Origin of the sequence: Roseovarius indicus (genome assembly GCF_008728195.1) — a bacterium.
Lineage (GTDB): Bacteria > Pseudomonadota > Alphaproteobacteria > Rhodobacterales > Rhodobacteraceae > Roseovarius > Roseovarius indicus.
The window spans coordinates 3,446,571-3,461,557 of the sequence record NZ_CP031598.1 but is presented as its reverse complement, the minus strand read 5'-3'; the positions used below and the strand labels follow the sequence as shown (position 1 = coordinate 3,461,557).

The window sequence follows — 14,987 nt, the reverse complement described above, 5'->3', positions numbered from 1 at the left end:
TCCGGCGGCGGATCGGGCGGGAAACGGTTTGAAGGCTGGTGCCGTCCGGTGCAGGATGCGCGCCGAAAAGGACGAGACATGACTGCACCAGATTTTCTGACCACGGCCCAGGGCCGCAAGATCGCCTATCACCGCACGGAGGGCACGGGCCCCGGCGTGGTGTTCCTTGGCGGGTTCAAATCGGACATGGAGGGCACCAAGGCGGTGCACCTGGAGGCGTGGGCGCGGCGGACGGGCCGGGCGTTCCTTCGGTTCGATTACTCGGGGCACGGGCAATCGTCGGAGGCGTTTACCGACGGGGCCATCGGCGACTGGGCGGCGGATGCGATGGCGGCGATCGGCGAGTTGACCGAGGGGCCGCAGGTTCTGGTGGGCTCGAGCATGGGCGGGTGGATTTCGCTGCTCTGTGCACGGGCGATGCCGGAGAAGGTGGCGGGGCTGGTGACGGTCGCCGCGGCGCCGGATTTCACCGAGGATTCGATGTGGGCCGGGTTCGACGACAGCCAGCGTGATGCGCTTTTCGAAAAGGGCGAGGTGGCGTTGCCGAGCGAGTATGGCGAGCCTTACGTGATCACCCGGCGGCTGATCGAGGAGGGGCGCGATAATCTGGTTCTGCGCAGTCCGCTGAGCCTGCCGTTCCCCGTGCGGTTCCTGCAGGGGACGGCGGATGAGGATGTGGAGATGTCCGTTGCGCTGCGCCTGCTGGAACATGCGGAGGGGCCGGATATGCGGCTGACGCTGGTCGACGGGGCGGATCACCGGTTTTCGGAGCCCGATTGCCTGGCGCTGATCGAGGCGTCGGTCGAAGAGGTGATTTCGCGGGCTGCCCGGGGATGATGCGGGTGGTGGTGCGCTGGCTGGGGCGGGTGCTGGCCGGTCTGGCGGTGGTCGCCCTGGGCCTGTGGGTGTTCGGGCCATATGAGCCGGTGGACACCGAGATCCGTTTTGACCGGCGCGTGCTGGCCGACGGGGTCGACCCGTATCTGCGGGAGCAGGAGGCGCGGTTCGACGATATCCGCCCCGGCAACGAGAAGCGGGTCATCTGGTACGGGCTGGAGGAGGTGCCGACCGAGTTGGCCATCGTTTACCTGCACGGGTTTTCCGCCAGTTCCGAGGAGATCCGACCGGTGCCCGATGGCGTGGCCGAGGCGCTGGGGGCGAACCTGGTGTTCACCCGGCTTACGGGGCATGGGCGCGATGGCGAGGCCATGGCGGAGGCCACGGCGGGCGACTGGATCAACGACGTGGCCGAGGCGCTGGCGATTGGCCGGAAGGTGGGTCGCGAGGTGGTGGTGATCGCGACCTCGACGGGCGGCACGGCCATGGCCATTGCGGCGCAGGAGGCCGGGCTGATGCGCGATGTGAAGGGGATTGCGTTCGTGTCGCCGAATTTCGGCATCAACAACCCCAACGCGCCGCTTCTGACGCTGCCGGCGGCGCGCTACTGGCTGCCGGTGGTGGCGGGGGAGACCCGCTCGTTCTCGCCGCGCAACGAGATGCAGGCGCTGAACTGGACGACGCGCTATCCGATGGTGTCGGTGCTGCCGATGGCGGCGATGGTGAAATACGCGGCGGGGCTGGATTATGGCGGGGTGAGCACGCCGGCGCTGTTCTATTACTCGGACGAGGACCAGATCGTGGATGCGAGCGTGACGGCGGAGGTGCAGGCCCGGTGGGGCGGGCCGGTGACGCGGGCCGCGCCGGAGCTTGGGGAGGGCGTGGATGGCATGGCGCATGTGATTGCGGGCGATACCCTGTCGCCGGGCAATACGGAGGCCGTGACGGAAACCATCCTCGACTGGATCAGGGCGCTGCCCTGATGCGGCGGCCGGGCAGCATGTGGAGCCTGGAGACGCTCGGGCGGGTCAGGCTGAGCCGGCATTTCTACATGCGGGATTTCCTGTATTCGGAGATCGGGAGCTTTCACCGGATTCCGAATATCCCCGAGGATCCGGACCTTGCCATCGCCCATGGCCGGCGGCTGTGCGAAGAGCTGCCGGACCCGCTGCAGGAGACGTTCGGGCGGATTGCCATCCGGTCGGGTTATCGCAGCCCGGAGCTGAACGCGTATGGCAACGCGCGGAAGCTGAACTGTGCCAGCAACGATGCCAATTACGGGCATCATATCTGGGACAGGGTGGGCCCGCGCGGGCCGGGGGCGGGCACGTCGCTGGTGATCCCGTGGTTTGCGGACCGGTACGACGGGGGGCGCGACTGGCGCGACCTGGCGTGGTGGATCCATGATCATCTGCCCTATTCGGACCTGTGGTTCTTTCCCAAGCTCTGCGCCATGAACCTGAGCTGGAGCGAGGCACCGCGGCGGACGATCTCGAGCTATATCGCGCCGAAGGGGCAATTGCTGGCGGCGGGGGCCGAGCCGGGGGAGGGTTTGCCCGAACGGCAGGCGCGCTATGGGGATTTTCCCGCCTACCGGGGCATCGCCTATCCCGCCGGTCCTTGATTTCGCCCCGTGCAGCGGGCAAATCTGATGGCGAGGCACACAGGCGCAAAAGGACGATGCAGATGCGGGACCCCTTGGTATTGTTGCCGGGCATGATGTGCGATGCGCGGGTCTACGCGTCGCAGGTTGCCGCCTTCAGTACCGCATTGACCATCATCGCCGCACCCGTGACCGGCGGCGACCGGATCGAGGAGATCGCCTCGCGCCTGCTGGACGGGTTGCCGCGCCGGTTTGCGCTGGTGGGGCATTCGATGGGCGGGATCGTGGCGATGGAGCTTTTGCGCCGGGCGCCGGACAGGGTGAGCCGGATCGCGTTGATGAACACGAATTCGCTGGCCGAGACGCCGCAGGCGGCGGCCGATATGGAGCCGATCGTGATCAAGTTGAAATCGGGCCGGCTGGAGGATGCGGTCAAGGCGCTGATCCCGCCCGACGCGCTTGCGCCGGGGGCGACGCGGGCCGCGGTGATGGCCCAGGTTCAGGAGATGGCGCGCGCGGTGGGGCCGGAGGTGATCGTCCGCCAGGTCCGGGCGATGCAGCGGCGGCGGGATTACCAGGCGGTGCTGCGCAAGGCCAAGCAGCCGGCGCTGGTGCTGTGCGGCGAGCATGACCGGCTGACGCCGGCCAAGCGGCACGAGCTGATGGCGGGGCTGATGGAAGGGGCGCGGCTGGAGGTCATTGGCGGGGCGGGGCACTTGCCGATGCTGGAGCAGCCCGACGCCGTCAACCACGCGCTGTACCACTGGATGCAGCAACCGGCCGGGGCCCAAAGCCGCGCGGATGTCTGAGCCGGGAAAATCGATGCCGGGCCGCGCGCGGCGCGTGCGGCGGCAGGTGCAGGTGTGGGCCAAGCGGCGCCTTCCGCCCGGCGTGCGGCTGCTGGCCGGCCTGGCGCTGATGGTGGGCGGGGTGCTGGGATTCCTGCCGGTTCTGGGGTTCTGGATGTTTCCGCTGGGCGTGGCGGTGGCGGCGCTTGACGTGGTGCCGGTGTGGCGTCAACTGAAAGGCCGGTCGCGGCGGTAGCTTACCCAACGGCATGACGGGTTGCGCTGCACGCGGTGTAAAATTCTTTTGCCATTCCCGTGCAAACCAGCGCAAAATGCGTTGCGCCTTGAGCTTGGAGCTAGCCCGTGTCCGACGATCCTCCACCGGCCAAAACGCTGGTTCAGGAAGTTCCGGTCGAATTCGATCTATCGGATCAGATTTCGTCACGGATGTCTTCTAAACTGTCCGCCTTTTTCGGACAGTTGGTCGTGGCATGCCTGTGCGCGGTGGGTGCGGTCGTCCTGCGCGAGCTGACCGACCTGATCCTGCCGGCGGGGGCGGGGCCGTTTGCGCTGACCTTCCCGTTCGTGCTGTTCGCGACGCTGTTTGCCCGCTGGACGGCCGGGGTGATCACGATGCTGCTGAGCGCGCTGTTCGCGTGGTATTTCGTGCTGCCGGTCAACAACTCGTTCACCTTCGAGATCGCGTCGGACGCGCCGCGCGTTCTGGTCAACGTGCTGTCGGGGTTCCTGATCGTGGCGCTTGCGGAATACTACCGCCGGGTCGTGCGGCAGGCCATATCGACGCGCGATGCGCTGGCGGAGGAACGCAAGCTGCTGTTGCAGGAGATCGATCACCGGGTGAAGAACAAGTTCGCCATGGTTTCGGGCCTTGTGCGGATCGAGGCGCGGGGCGCGAAATCGCACGATGCGCGCCAGGCGCTCGAGCGGTTGCAGGGGCGGGTGGAGAGCATCTCGAAAGTGCACGAGGCGCTTTTCCGCGACGAGGATGGCGACAGCCGGGTCGACATGCAGGTCTACCTGTCGTCGCTGTGCAACTCGTTGCGGGACGGTGTGGTGACGCAGGACGGCGTGCAGGTCGTCACCGACCTGCGTCCGGTCAACCTGTCACGGGACAAGGCGATTGCCGTGGGGCTTGTCGTGAACGAGCTGTTCACCAATGCCGTCAAGCACGCCTTCGAGGGGCGCGAGAAAGGCGAGATCCGCGTCTTGCTGGAGACGGAGCCTGCCGGGCTGGTAGTGACGGTTGCCGATGACGGTGTCGGCATGCCCAAGGGCGATACCCGCAAGGGAAGCCTTGGGCAGGGCCTGTTGCAGAGCTTTGCGGAAAGCGCGGAAGGCGAGCTTGAATATCCGGAGGTGGCGCAGGGCACCTGCGTGCGCCTGCGACTTCCTTATCGGTGATACGCGGCTGAGCCCGGGGGCCGGCCGCGGCGGTCTCAGACCGCCGCCAGCTTGGTGGCGGGCTTCTTGCGCTTCTTCGACTTGGTCCGGCTCCGCGCCGCGGGGTCTTCGGAGTTGGCGTCGATGAAGTCGAGCACCAGCGGGCGGATGTTGTTGCGCCAGGAGCGCCCGGCGAAGATGCCGTAATGGCCGGCGTCGGGTTCGAGATGGCTGGCCTTCTTGCTGTCGGGCAGGCCGGTCAGCAGGTCGAGCGCGGCGACACACTGGCCGGGGGCCGAGATGTCATCCTTGCCGCCTTCGACGGTCTTGACCGCGACGCGGGTGATGGCGCCGATATCCACCTTGTGGCCGTCGACCACGAACTCGTTCTTGGCGATCTCGCACTCCTTGAAGATGCGCTCGACGGTGGAGAGGTAGAATTCCGCCGTCATGTCCATCACGGCGAGGTATTCGTCGTAGAACTTGTTGTGCGGGTCGCGGTCGCTGGCCTCGCCCTGGGCCACGCGGGTGATCTGGTTGGTGAACGCCGTGCTGTGGCGGTCGGCGTTCATCGACATGAAGGAGGCCAGCTGCAGCAGGCCCGGATAGACCTGCCGGCCGACGCCCTTGTACTTGAAGCCGACCCGCTGGATCATGGTGTCCTCGAGCTGGCCCATGGTCACGCGGTCGCCGAAGTCGGTGACGTCGGTCGGGGCGGCGTCGGGGTCGATCGGGCCGCCGATCAGGGTGAGCGAACGCGGTTGCGCCTCGGGGTCCTGTTCGGCGAGATAGGCGGTGGCCGCGAGCGTCAGCGGCGCGGGCTGGCAGACCGCGATGACATGCAGGTCGGAGCCGAGCTGGCGCATGAAGTCGACGAGGTAGAGGGTGTAATCCTCGACGTCGAACTTGCCTTCGGAGACCGGGATGTCGCGGGCGTTGTGCCAGTCGGTGATGTAGACTTCGCAATCGGGCAGAAGCGAGCGCACGGTCGAGCGCAGGAGCGTGGCGTAGTGGCCCGACATGGGCGCGACCAGCAGAACGCGGCGGTCCATCTCGTCGCGGCCCTGGACGTTGAAGTGGATCAGGTCGCCGAAGGGCCGTTCGACCACGGTCTCGATACTGATCAGGTGGTCGCGGCCATCCTCGCCGGTGATCGAGTCGATCCCCCAGTCGGGCTTGGCGACCATCCGCTGGAAGGTCCGCTCGGTCACTTCTCCCCAGGCTGCCATCCATTGAAACGCAGGGTTTGGCACCATGCTGAAAATTGGATAGGATGACATCGAGAGGGCAGTGGCGCCCAGCCACTGATTGGTGTTGCGGAGGGCTTCCATCAGATCATAAGTCATCATTTGACGCATCGTCGTCTCCTAACCCGGGCGTGCCGGTTCCTTTCGTCGCACTGCCCCTCCGATCAGCCGACGATATGCTGCATAGCAGAAACCTAGGGGGGATTCGCCTAGATGGCAACGCAAGAGAATGTCACAGGACAAAATCTCGAAAAGCTTAACCAGAACCTCGAGCGGGTGGAGGAGCTCTCTCAGCGGCTGGTGCAGGCGCTGGCGTCGCGGCGTCCGCCCAACCCGACGCTGAACGCGCCGTCGCAGGAGCTGTTTACCAAGGCCGCCACCTCCTATTGGCAGGAGATGTTCGAGAACCCCGGCAAGATCTACGAACAGCAGCTGGAATACTGGGGCAAGTCGGTGCGTCATTTCCTCGAGGCGCAGCAGGCGCTGGCGCAGGGAAAGGTGAGCCATGACGAAGAGGACGAGGCCGACGATACCCTGAAGGGCGACAAGCGGTTTTCGAACCCGCTCTGGGATACGCACCCCTATTTCCACTACATCAAGCACCAATACGCGCTGAACAAGCAGGCGGTCGAACAGGCGGTGTCGAATATCGACGACCTGGAGCCGAAGGAAAAGCAGCGGCTGGAGTATTTCTCGCGGCAGATCATCGACATGATGAGCCCGACGAATTTCCTGGGCACCAACCCGGACGCGCTGGAGAAGGCGGTGGCGACGGAAGGGGAGAGCCTGGTGCGGGGGCTCGAGAACCTGGTGGCCGATATCGAGGCGAACCATGGCGAGATGGTCGTGCGGCTGGCCGATGAGAGCGCGTTCGAGCTGGGCGAGAATATCGCGACATCGCCGGGCGAGGTGGTCTATCGCAACCGGATGATGGAGCTGATCCAGTATGCGCCGGCGACCGAGGAGGTCTATACGACGCCGCTCATCATCTTCCCGCCGTGGATCAACAAGTTCTACATTCTCGACCTGAAGACCCAGAACAGCCTGATCAAGTGGATCACCGAGCAGGGCTATACGCTGTTCGTGGTGTCCTGGGTCAACCCGGATGCGAGTTTCGCGGATACGGGGATGGAGGATTATGTCGAGGAGGGCTTCCTGACCGCGATCCGCGAGGTGAAGGCGATCACCAAGCAGAAGCAGGTCAACACGGTGGGCTACTGCATCGCGGGGACGACGCTGCACATGGTGCTGTCGCTGTTGAAGAAGCGGGGGGACACCTCGATCAAGTCGGCGACGTTCTTCACCGCGCTCACGGATTTCGGAGAGCAGGGGGAGTTCACGCCCTTCCTGCAGGATGACTTCATCGACGGGATCGAGCAGGAAGTGGCCGAGAAGGGGCTGATGCGGTCGTTCATCATGTCGCGGACGATGTCGTTCCTGCGGTCGAACGACCTAGTCTATACGCCCGCGGTCAAGAGCTACATGATGGGCGAGACGCCGCCCGCCTTCGACCTGCTCTACTGGAATGGGGACGGGTCGAACCTGCCCGGCAAGATGGCGATGCAATACCTCCGTGGGTTGTGTCAGCGGAACGAGTTCGTGACGACCGGTTTCCCGCTTCTGGGCGAGACCGTGCATATCAGCGATGTCGACGTGCCGATCACGGCGGTGACCTGTCAGAGCGATCACATCGCGGCGTGGAAGGATTGCTATCGCGGGTTCCGGCAGACCGGGTCGAAGGACCGGACGTTCATATTGTCGGAGTCGGGCCACATCGCAGGGATCGTGAACCCGCCGTCGAAGAAGAAGTACGGCCATTATACAAACGGCGATCTGAGCGGGTCTGCGGACGAGTGGCTGGAGAGTGCCGTCTACCACGAAGGGTCGTGGTGGCCCCTGTGGGAGAAGTGGCTGCGCAAGCGGTCGGGCAAGAAAGTTGACGCTAGGGCACCGGGCGATTCGGAGCATCCCCCGCTGGCGCCCGCGCCCGGGACCTACGTGCGCAAGAAGGCAAGTCTCTGACGGAATTTGCCTTTTCGCGGTTGGCGGTGGCTTTGCTGCAGTGCAGAAAAAATCCTTGAAATGCTGCAGTGCAGCACGTATATAGGTTGCAGACGCAGCAAGCCCGGGACGGTTCCGGGACCACAGCAAACCAAGGACCAAAACGATGGCAAAAGCACAAGACCTCAACACCATGATGAAAGACATCATGGGTTCGTTCCCCGTCGACACCAAGGCGATGGAAGACGCATTCAAGAACCAAGCCGCCCTGAACGAGAAACTGTCGGGCGTGGCCCTGGACGCCGCCGAGAAATCGGCCGAGATTTCCAGCAAGTGGACCAAGGAAACCCTGTCGAAACTGGCAGAAGTTTCCAAAGCCAAGACCGAGCCGGCTGACTATGCCAAGGCGATGACCGATTTCGCATCGGCCAATGCCGAAGTCGCCGCCGAGAACATGGCTGCCTTCGCCGAGATCGCCAAGAAAGTTCAGATGGACACCGTCGAGCTTCTGATGGCTGCCGGCAAGGACATGCAGGAAGACGCCACGAAAGTCGTCAAGAAAGCCACCGACGACATGACCGCGGCGACCAAGAAAGCCACCGCGGCCAAGTAAGGCCAACAGACAGGATTTCATGCCCACACCCCTCCCTGCTGGGCATGATCAGGAAGGGCGAGCCGCAAGGCTCGCCCTTTCATTTTGTGGGGTGGGCGAGGGGAATGAAGCCTTCGTTCAAAATTCACAACACCAACGGTATTTTCGAAATTTATGGGGGATCATGCTGAACAACGTGTCATGGAAAGCCCTGAAACGCTTGCCGGCCGGATCATCTGTGTAATGACGAACGCAGTACTCATTGGTTCCGTTGAAACCTTCTATCACCCAATTAGTCCCGTCTTGGACGATGCGTCTGTCAACGGGCTGGTTGCAGAGATCCAAGTCTTCGTACCGGTCGAGTAGCGTCTGTACCTCCGCATCCGAAAGGGACTGCTCGATCTCGTCGGCCACGCCTGTTCTGCCATCACCCGGCCCAGTCATACCCTGCACCAGGACAGGGGCATTCGACGCTTTGAAGATTAGGACGTGTCCGCTTTTTCGCTTGTCCAGTCGGAACAAATAACTCGATGCGATGGCTTCGCCACTGGGGCTGACGAAAAGGCGGAAGACGGGAGTGCGATCCGGATAATCGGTCAGTCTCCCTTCTTTCATGCCTCTCAGGTCTTCCGAAAACTTTTTGTTGCTGGAGTCTTCGCCTTTGCCTCCGTCATCGGGGCGGTGGAAAGTCCCGACAGGGAAATAGAGATCGTCGACGTTTTCGGGCGCTTTCTGGCACCCGGTTAGAAGGAGAACGGTGGCCGGGAATATCCACCCAAGAAATCTCACGGGCGTTACCTCCGTCTTTTTTCGGCTTTGATCAAGTTCAACACACACAGTGTCACAGTCGGGTGTCAACTCAACTCGTGCCGGACCTTCGCTGCAGCGCAATTGAATGCAAGGCATCGCGGGATGGCTCAGTCATTCGGCTCCGACAGTAAGGAGCCGCGCATCGGCGGGCCGTGGTGCGGCGAGCCGACGGTGGTGATGGGCAGTTTATGTCTGCCAAGTACTTCCGTCATCAAAGCATAGCGCTCCGTCAGCCAAATCGCCGCGCCGTGGGGACGGCCCGGCGATGCGCGGCGGGCTAAAGCCCTGGATTCCGCGCAGGCGCTTTTGTCGGTGTTTACCAAGTCCTCGAAGCCGACATATTCCTTCGCCCCTCCTGAACGGCCCCCGCTCTGGGCCCGGCAAACCGCCACGCCCAAACGCTCGCCCTTTCATTTTGTGATATGGCCATGGCGCCATCTTCCGGCACCTTTGTGCAAGTGGTGGTACAAGGCTGGCCATTGAGTGCAAAAAGTCAGGATGGTCCGTGATATCATGACCTGAATGATCAGCGTCATGAGTGCATTCGGGGCCAGGTTGGTCGACCGGACAATGGCAAGAGGACATTATGGCAGCCCCACCATCGAACAACTGGGACATGACGGCCGCGCTGACGGACCTGACGGGTTGGCTGATCCAGCAGGGGCTTGGAAACACGCCCGTCGAGACCTGGCTCGAGACATTCTGCGTCAGGCTTGTCGAGATCGGCATCCCGTTGCATCGCGTGAGCCTGTCAATGCGGGCGCATCATCCCGAGATCGGCACGGTGGCATTTCGCTGGAGCCGGCATGGTGGAAACGAGCGTGAGAATTTTCAGCGGACACGAGACGCGCCGGAGGAATACCTGTCGAGTCCGATTTACCATCTGCTGAGCAACAACATAGAAGAGATCAGGCAGAGGCTGAACGTGCCGGACCCTGATTTGGATTTCCCGATTTTCGACGTGTTTCGCGAGCGCGGCGCCACCGATTACTTTGCCGCGAAGCGAATGTTCCTTCGCGAAGACCACGCGGCCCCCATAGACCCGATGCGGACCGAAGAAGGCGTGGTCGTGTCGTTGACGTCAGATGCGCCGGAGGGGTTCAGCGACATCCATCTCGACAGCATCCGCCAACTGTTGCCGCCTCTCTGCCTGACGCTGAAATGCGCGGCCAACCGGCTGATGGCCGAGGATATCACGGCGGCCTATATGGGGCGCGATGCCAGCAAGAGGGTCTTGTCGGGGGATATCACGCGGGGGTCCTCTCAAACGATTTCGGCGGTCATTCTGTATTTCGACCTGCGGGGGTTTACCAAGATGTCGGAAACCTTGCCCGGCACCGCGATCATCGAGATGCTGAACGATTATTTCGGCGTGGTCGTGGACGTGGTCGAACGCCATGGCGGCAATGTGCTGAAATTCATGGGGGATGGGATGCTGGCCATTTTCGACATGGAACAGATCCCCGATACGCGGCGCGTGGCCCTCAGGGCGGTACTTGAATTGCGCGATGCCTTCGTGCCGCTGAACGAGCGACGGACAGCCAGTGGCCTGGTCACCACCGATTTTACCCTGGGGCTGCACGCAGGCGACGTTCTTTACGGCAATATAGGGGGCAAGAACCGGCTTGATTTCACGGTGATCGGCCCGGCGGTCAACACGACGTCGCGCATGCAGGGCATGTGCAGCGCGGTCGATCAGGCCATCGTCATTTCGGCCAGGGTTGCCGCCCCCGTACTTGCGGATGTGCCACAGCTGGTTTCGCTCGGACAGTATCGCCTTCGGGGTGTGCGCGAACGGCAGGAGCTTTTCACCCTGGATTAGATCTGACCGGTGGCTGCGTGGTTCGAGGGGCCGTCTTGGGTTTGGGCCGGGCATTGGGGGGCGTACCTTCGATACGCCGCCTTGCGCCACGGCGTGAAAAGGGGTGGGCCGAAAGGCTCGCCCTTTCATTTTGGATTTCACCTGTTTAAGCTTTGCTGCAGCGCTGCATGATGGGAGTACTCGCCGTGGCCGAATCCGAAAAACCATTGCTGATCAAACGGTACGCCAGCCGTCGGCTGTACAATACCGAGACGTCGGACTATGTGACGCTCGAAGATATCGCCGAGTTCATCCGCGATGGGCGAGACGTGCAGATCATCGACCTGAAGTCGGGCGACGACCTGACCCGGCAATACCTGCTGCAGATCATCGCCGAGCATGAAAGCCGGGGCGAGAACGTGCTGCCGATCAACGTGCTGAACGACCTTGTCCGCAGCTATACCACGCAGGCGACCTCGATGGTGCCGGAGTTCCTGGCCGCCAGTTTCGACATGCTGCGCGAGGGGCAGTCGCAGATGATGGAGAACATGACCAAGGCCAACCCGCTGGCGGGTATGCCGGGGATGGAGGCGATGCGGGCGCAGCAGGAGGCGTTTCTCAAGGCGATGACCGGGCAGATGAAGATGCCGGGCATGCCGTCTGCGCCGATGGCCGGGGGCGAAGAGGAAGAGACGTCGGAAGACCTCGACGAGATCAAGAAGCAGCTCGCCGACCTGCAGAACAAGCTGTCGAAGATGAGCAAGTAGGGCGAGGCCCCGTATCATGGTCGAAAGCCCCGGACGGATCACCCTGTGGGGCATCGAGGTGTTCATGGCCACGGCCGACGAACGCTCGATCTCTGCCGCCGCCAAGCGGCTGGGGGCCAGCCCTTCGGCGGTGAGCCAGCAATTGACCAACCTCGAAAGCGCGGTGGGGGCGACGCTGTTGCAGCGCAACGCGCGGCCGGTAAGGCTGACGCCCGCCGGGGAGATCCTGAAGCGGCGGGCGCAGGTCATTCTGAACGAGGCGGCGCAGGCGCGGGCGGAGCTGGCGATGTCGGACCTGTCGTTGTTGACGCGGTTCCGGCTGGGGATGATCGAGGATTTCGAGGTGGACGTGACGCCGCAGTTGCTGACGCATATGGCGTCGGAGCTGAAGGGGTGCCAGTTTTTGCTGGAGACCGGGGCGAGCCATTACCTGTACGAGCTACTGGATTCCCGCGCGCTCGACGTGATCGTGGCGGCGGAGCTGGGGGCCGAGGATGACTGGGTCGAGGTGCATCCGCTGTTGCGCGAGGGGTTCATCGTGGCCGCGCCCAAGGGGGTGGTGGACCCGTCGAAGGATGTGCTGCGGCAGCTGAAGCGGCTGCCCTTGGTGCAGTACACGCAGCGGCATTACATGGGGCGGCTGCTGACGGCGCATCTGGCGCGGCAGAATATCAGCCTGCCGCACCGGTTCGAGCTGGATAGTTACCACGCCATCCTGGCGCTTGTCGGGCAGGGGGCGGGGTGGACGATCCTGACGCCGCTGGCCTTGATGCGGGCGCAGCGGTTTGCGGATCAGTTGGACGTGATGGAACTGCCGATGGAGCCGCTGTCGCGGACGATCAGCCTGACGGCGCGCAAGGGGATCTTGCAGGACATGCCGGGGCGTGTGGCGGGGACGTTGCGGCCCATTCTGCGCAAGAGCGTGGTGGAGCCGGCGCTGGCGCGGTACCCGTTCCTGAAGGATGCGTTGACGGTGATCTAGGCGGGGGCCGGCTCGTAGGCGATCTCGGTCCGGTAGGTCGGGTCGGTGAGGCGGTCGAAGTAGCTGGCGCGCAGGCGGGTGGCCGTGGGGCCGGGGCGGCCATTGCTGAACGTGCGTTCATTTATTTGCGACACCGGGATGACGCCGCCGCCGGAGGTCGACAGGAACACCTCGTCGGCCTGCAGGAGTTCGGCGATGGGCAGGGCGCGGATTTCGGTCTTGAGCCCGGCTTCGCGGGCGAGTTCCAGAACGGTGCGGCGGGTGATGCCCTCGAGCACGCCCCGGTCGGGGGTGACGACGGTATCGCCTTTCAGGGCGAAGATGTTGAAGCCCGGCCCTTCGGTGACGTTGCCCGCATGGTCGGAGAGGACGACGTTGTCGAGCCCCTGATCCTTGGCGGCGAAGAGGCCTTGGGTGAAGTCGCCCCAGTGGTAGTTCTTGGCGCGCGGGTTGACGCTGTCGTCGGGGATGCGGTGGATGTCGTCGGGCAGGAGGAGCCTGGCGCCGGCCTCGGCGACCTCGGGTTTCAGGACATGGACGTAAGGCACGCACCAGGCGTAGAAGTGGTTGGCGCATTCGCGGGGGTCGCGGCTGCCGGGGATGATGGGGGCGCCGCGGGCGGCGACGAGGGCGCAATAGGAGGCGCGCAGGCCGGAGCGGGCGACCATGTCGTGCAGGGCCGCTTCGATCTCGGCGCGGGAGAGGCCCACGTCCATCCGGCAGGCCTGCATCGAGTGTTCGAACCGGTCGAGATAGTCGGGGAGGCGGAAGAACGCGCCTTCCCACACCGGGACCACGTCATAGGTGACGTCGGAATGGGTGAGGGCCCAGTCGGTGACGCCGATCGTGGCCTCGGCGATGGGGACGATGCTGCCGCGGATCCAGGCCGCGCCGTCGGAGAAATCCTTGCTCATGCCGCCATCTGAGGGGCAGTCGCGCCGGCGGTCAAGTCCCGTAGGCGCGATCCTCGCCCATCACGTCCTGTGCGGCCAGAATGAGGGCATCGGCGATCATGTCGAGCTCGGGTTTCTTCAGGCGGGCGGGCAGGCGCGCGTCGCAGGCTTTCATCAGCATGGCGCGGGTTTGCGGCAGGTCGGGGCGCTCGCCCGGCAGGAATTGCCAGTTCCAGAAGGCGCGGGCGTTGTCGGTGGAGAGGCCGAAGACCTGTACCTTGACGCCCCGGTCGGCGGCGGCGGCGGCGAAGGCGCGGGTTTCGTCCTCGGTGAGGTTCACGGTGTTGAACTGGATCGAGTCGGGCGCGCGGTTTTCGGGGGCGAGCTTTTCGGGCACGTGCAGCCAGGGCGAGGTGTTGAGGCGGGCGGCGACGTAGTCGTGGTTGCTGCGGCCATCGGTGACCCGGCGGGCGATTTCGCCCAGTTGCGGGCGGATGATGGCGGCGGAGAGGTTGTTCATGCGCAGGTTATAGAGGGGCAGCTTGTTCTGCCAGCGGGCGAAGGCGGCGTCGAGATCGGCATCGGCGCCGGTCATGTGCTTGGCCCAGTTATGCTCGTAGGCGCCCGACATGATGACGGCGCGCGCCACGAGGTCGGCATCGTCGGTGATGAGGATCCCGCCTTCGCCGGCATTCACCAGCTTGTAGGACTGGAAGCTGAAACAGCCGACCCGGCCGATGGTGCCGATATTGCGGCCGTGCCAGGTGGTGCCGAGGGAATGGGCGGCATCCTCGACCACGGGGATGTTGCGGGCGTCGCAGAGCCGCATGATCGCGTCCATGTCGGAGGTGTGGCCGCGCATGTGGCTGATGATGACGGCTTGGATGTCGTCGTCGAGGCGGGCTTCGAAATCGGCGAGGTCGATGCGGTAATTGTCGGCCACTTCGCAGAGGACGGGCACGCAGTCGGCATGGATGACCGAGGAGGGCACGGCGGCGAAGGTGAAGGCGGGGATCAGCACGCGGGCGTCGCGGGGCAGGCCGAGCGCCTTGAGCGACAGGAAGAGCGCGGCGGAACAGCTGCTGACGGCGAGGGCGTATTTGGTGCCCATATGCGCGGCGAAGTCGCGTTCCAGCAGGGTGACGGGGGCGTTTTCCGGGGCGGTGTAGCGGAAGAGGTCGCCCGACTGGAGCATCTGCTCGATCTCGGCGCGGGCGGCTTCGGGGATGGGCTCGGCGTCGTAGACGTTGGGCGGCAAGGTCATG

The 14,987-nt window shown here is 64.1% G+C and carries 15 protein-coding genes; 11 read left to right on the top strand and 4 right to left on the bottom strand.

Annotated elements, in window-relative coordinates; genetic code table 11:
• Positions 1 to 78: 78 nt before the first annotated feature.
• The 6 genes from RIdsm_RS16540 (at position 79) to RIdsm_RS16515 (ending at position 4,650) form a co-directional block, all read left to right on the top strand.
• Positions 79 to 837 carry an alpha/beta fold hydrolase gene (locus RIdsm_RS16540; protein ID WP_057818733.1) on the top strand — a complete coding sequence of 253 codons (759 nt, stop codon included), beginning with the start codon at positions 79 to 81 and terminating at the stop codon, positions 835 to 837.
• Entirely contained in the window at positions 834 to 1,820 is a 987-nt protein-coding gene (locus RIdsm_RS16535; protein ID WP_338049622.1) for an alpha/beta hydrolase, read from the top strand. The genes RIdsm_RS16540 and RIdsm_RS16535 overlap by 4 nt, the downstream gene beginning before the upstream one ends.
• A complete protein-coding gene (locus RIdsm_RS16530) occupies positions 1,820 to 2,461 on the top strand; it encodes a hypothetical protein (protein WP_420854099.1) in 642 nt (213 codons plus the stop codon). The genes RIdsm_RS16535 and RIdsm_RS16530 overlap by 1 nt, the downstream gene beginning before the upstream one ends.
• 62 nt (positions 2,462 to 2,523) lie before the next feature.
• Entirely contained in the window at positions 2,524 to 3,249 is a 726-nt protein-coding gene (locus RIdsm_RS16525) for an alpha/beta fold hydrolase (protein WP_057818784.1), read from the top strand.
• Entirely contained in the window at positions 3,242 to 3,484 is a 243-nt protein-coding gene (locus RIdsm_RS16520) for a hypothetical protein (protein ID WP_057818731.1), read from the top strand. The genes RIdsm_RS16525 and RIdsm_RS16520 overlap by 8 nt, the downstream gene beginning before the upstream one ends.
• A 191-nt stretch (positions 3,485 to 3,675) precedes the next feature.
• Complete coding sequence (locus RIdsm_RS16515; protein WP_143100312.1) at positions 3,676 to 4,650, top strand: sensor histidine kinase; 975 nt, start codon at positions 3,676 to 3,678, stop codon at positions 4,648 to 4,650.
• Between the two features lie 35 nt (positions 4,651 to 4,685).
• Here RIdsm_RS16515 and phaZ read toward each other — a convergent pair whose 3' ends face one another.
• The gene (phaZ, locus tag RIdsm_RS16510; protein ID WP_057818726.1) at positions 4,686 to 5,987 is read right to left on the bottom strand and encodes a polyhydroxyalkanoate depolymerase; all 1,302 of its coding nucleotides are present in this window, start codon (positions 5,985 to 5,987) and stop codon (positions 4,686 to 4,688) included.
• A 102-nt stretch (positions 5,988 to 6,089) separates the two neighbouring features.
• Here phaZ and RIdsm_RS16505 point away from each other — a divergent pair, with 102 nt between their 5' ends.
• Positions 6,090 to 7,898 carry a PHA/PHB synthase family protein gene (locus tag RIdsm_RS16505; RefSeq protein ID WP_057818724.1) on the top strand — a complete coding sequence of 603 codons (1,809 nt, stop codon included), beginning with the start codon at positions 6,090 to 6,092 and terminating at the stop codon, positions 7,896 to 7,898.
• A 145-nt stretch (positions 7,899 to 8,043) separates the two neighbouring features.
• Positions 8,044 to 8,490, top strand: coding sequence for a phasin family protein (locus RIdsm_RS16500; protein WP_057818722.1), 447 nt, complete (start codon positions 8,044 to 8,046; stop codon positions 8,488 to 8,490).
• 117 nt (positions 8,491 to 8,607) lie between these two features.
• On the opposite strand, the gene RIdsm_RS16495 is transcribed toward RIdsm_RS16500, so the two are convergent.
• Positions 8,608 to 9,258, bottom strand: a complete 651-nt coding sequence (locus RIdsm_RS16495; protein ID WP_057818720.1) for a hypothetical protein — start codon at positions 9,256 to 9,258, stop codon at positions 8,608 to 8,610.
• A 607-nt stretch (positions 9,259 to 9,865) separates the two neighbouring features.
• Between RIdsm_RS16495 and RIdsm_RS16490 the strand changes: the two genes are divergently transcribed.
• The 3 genes from RIdsm_RS16490 (at position 9,866) to RIdsm_RS16480 (ending at position 12,829) form a co-directional block, all read left to right on the top strand.
• Positions 9,866 to 11,101 carry an adenylate/guanylate cyclase domain-containing protein gene (locus RIdsm_RS16490; protein WP_236553364.1) on the top strand — a complete coding sequence of 412 codons (1,236 nt, stop codon included), beginning with the start codon at positions 9,866 to 9,868 and terminating at the stop codon, positions 11,099 to 11,101.
• Positions 11,102 to 11,286: 185 nt separating this feature from the next.
• Positions 11,287 to 11,847, top strand: coding sequence for a polyhydroxyalkanoate synthesis repressor PhaR (phaR, locus tag RIdsm_RS16485; protein ID WP_057818782.1), 561 nt, complete (start codon positions 11,287 to 11,289; stop codon positions 11,845 to 11,847).
• A 16-nt stretch (positions 11,848 to 11,863) separates the two neighbouring features.
• Positions 11,864 to 12,829, top strand: coding sequence for a LysR family transcriptional regulator (locus RIdsm_RS16480; protein ID WP_057818717.1), 966 nt, complete (start codon positions 11,864 to 11,866; stop codon positions 12,827 to 12,829).
• Here RIdsm_RS16480 and RIdsm_RS16475 read toward each other — a convergent pair.
• Positions 12,826 to 13,743 (bottom strand): aminotransferase class IV, encoded by a 918-nt coding sequence (locus RIdsm_RS16475; RefSeq protein ID WP_057818715.1) that lies wholly within the window; start codon positions 13,741 to 13,743, stop codon positions 12,826 to 12,828. The two genes, RIdsm_RS16480 and RIdsm_RS16475, sit on opposite strands and share 4 nt — an antisense overlap.
• Before the next feature lie 31 nt (positions 13,744 to 13,774).
• Positions 13,775 to 14,986, bottom strand: a complete 1,212-nt coding sequence (locus RIdsm_RS16470; RefSeq protein WP_057818713.1) for a DegT/DnrJ/EryC1/StrS family aminotransferase — start codon at positions 14,984 to 14,986, stop codon at positions 13,775 to 13,777.
• Position 14,987: the final 1 nt, after the last annotated feature.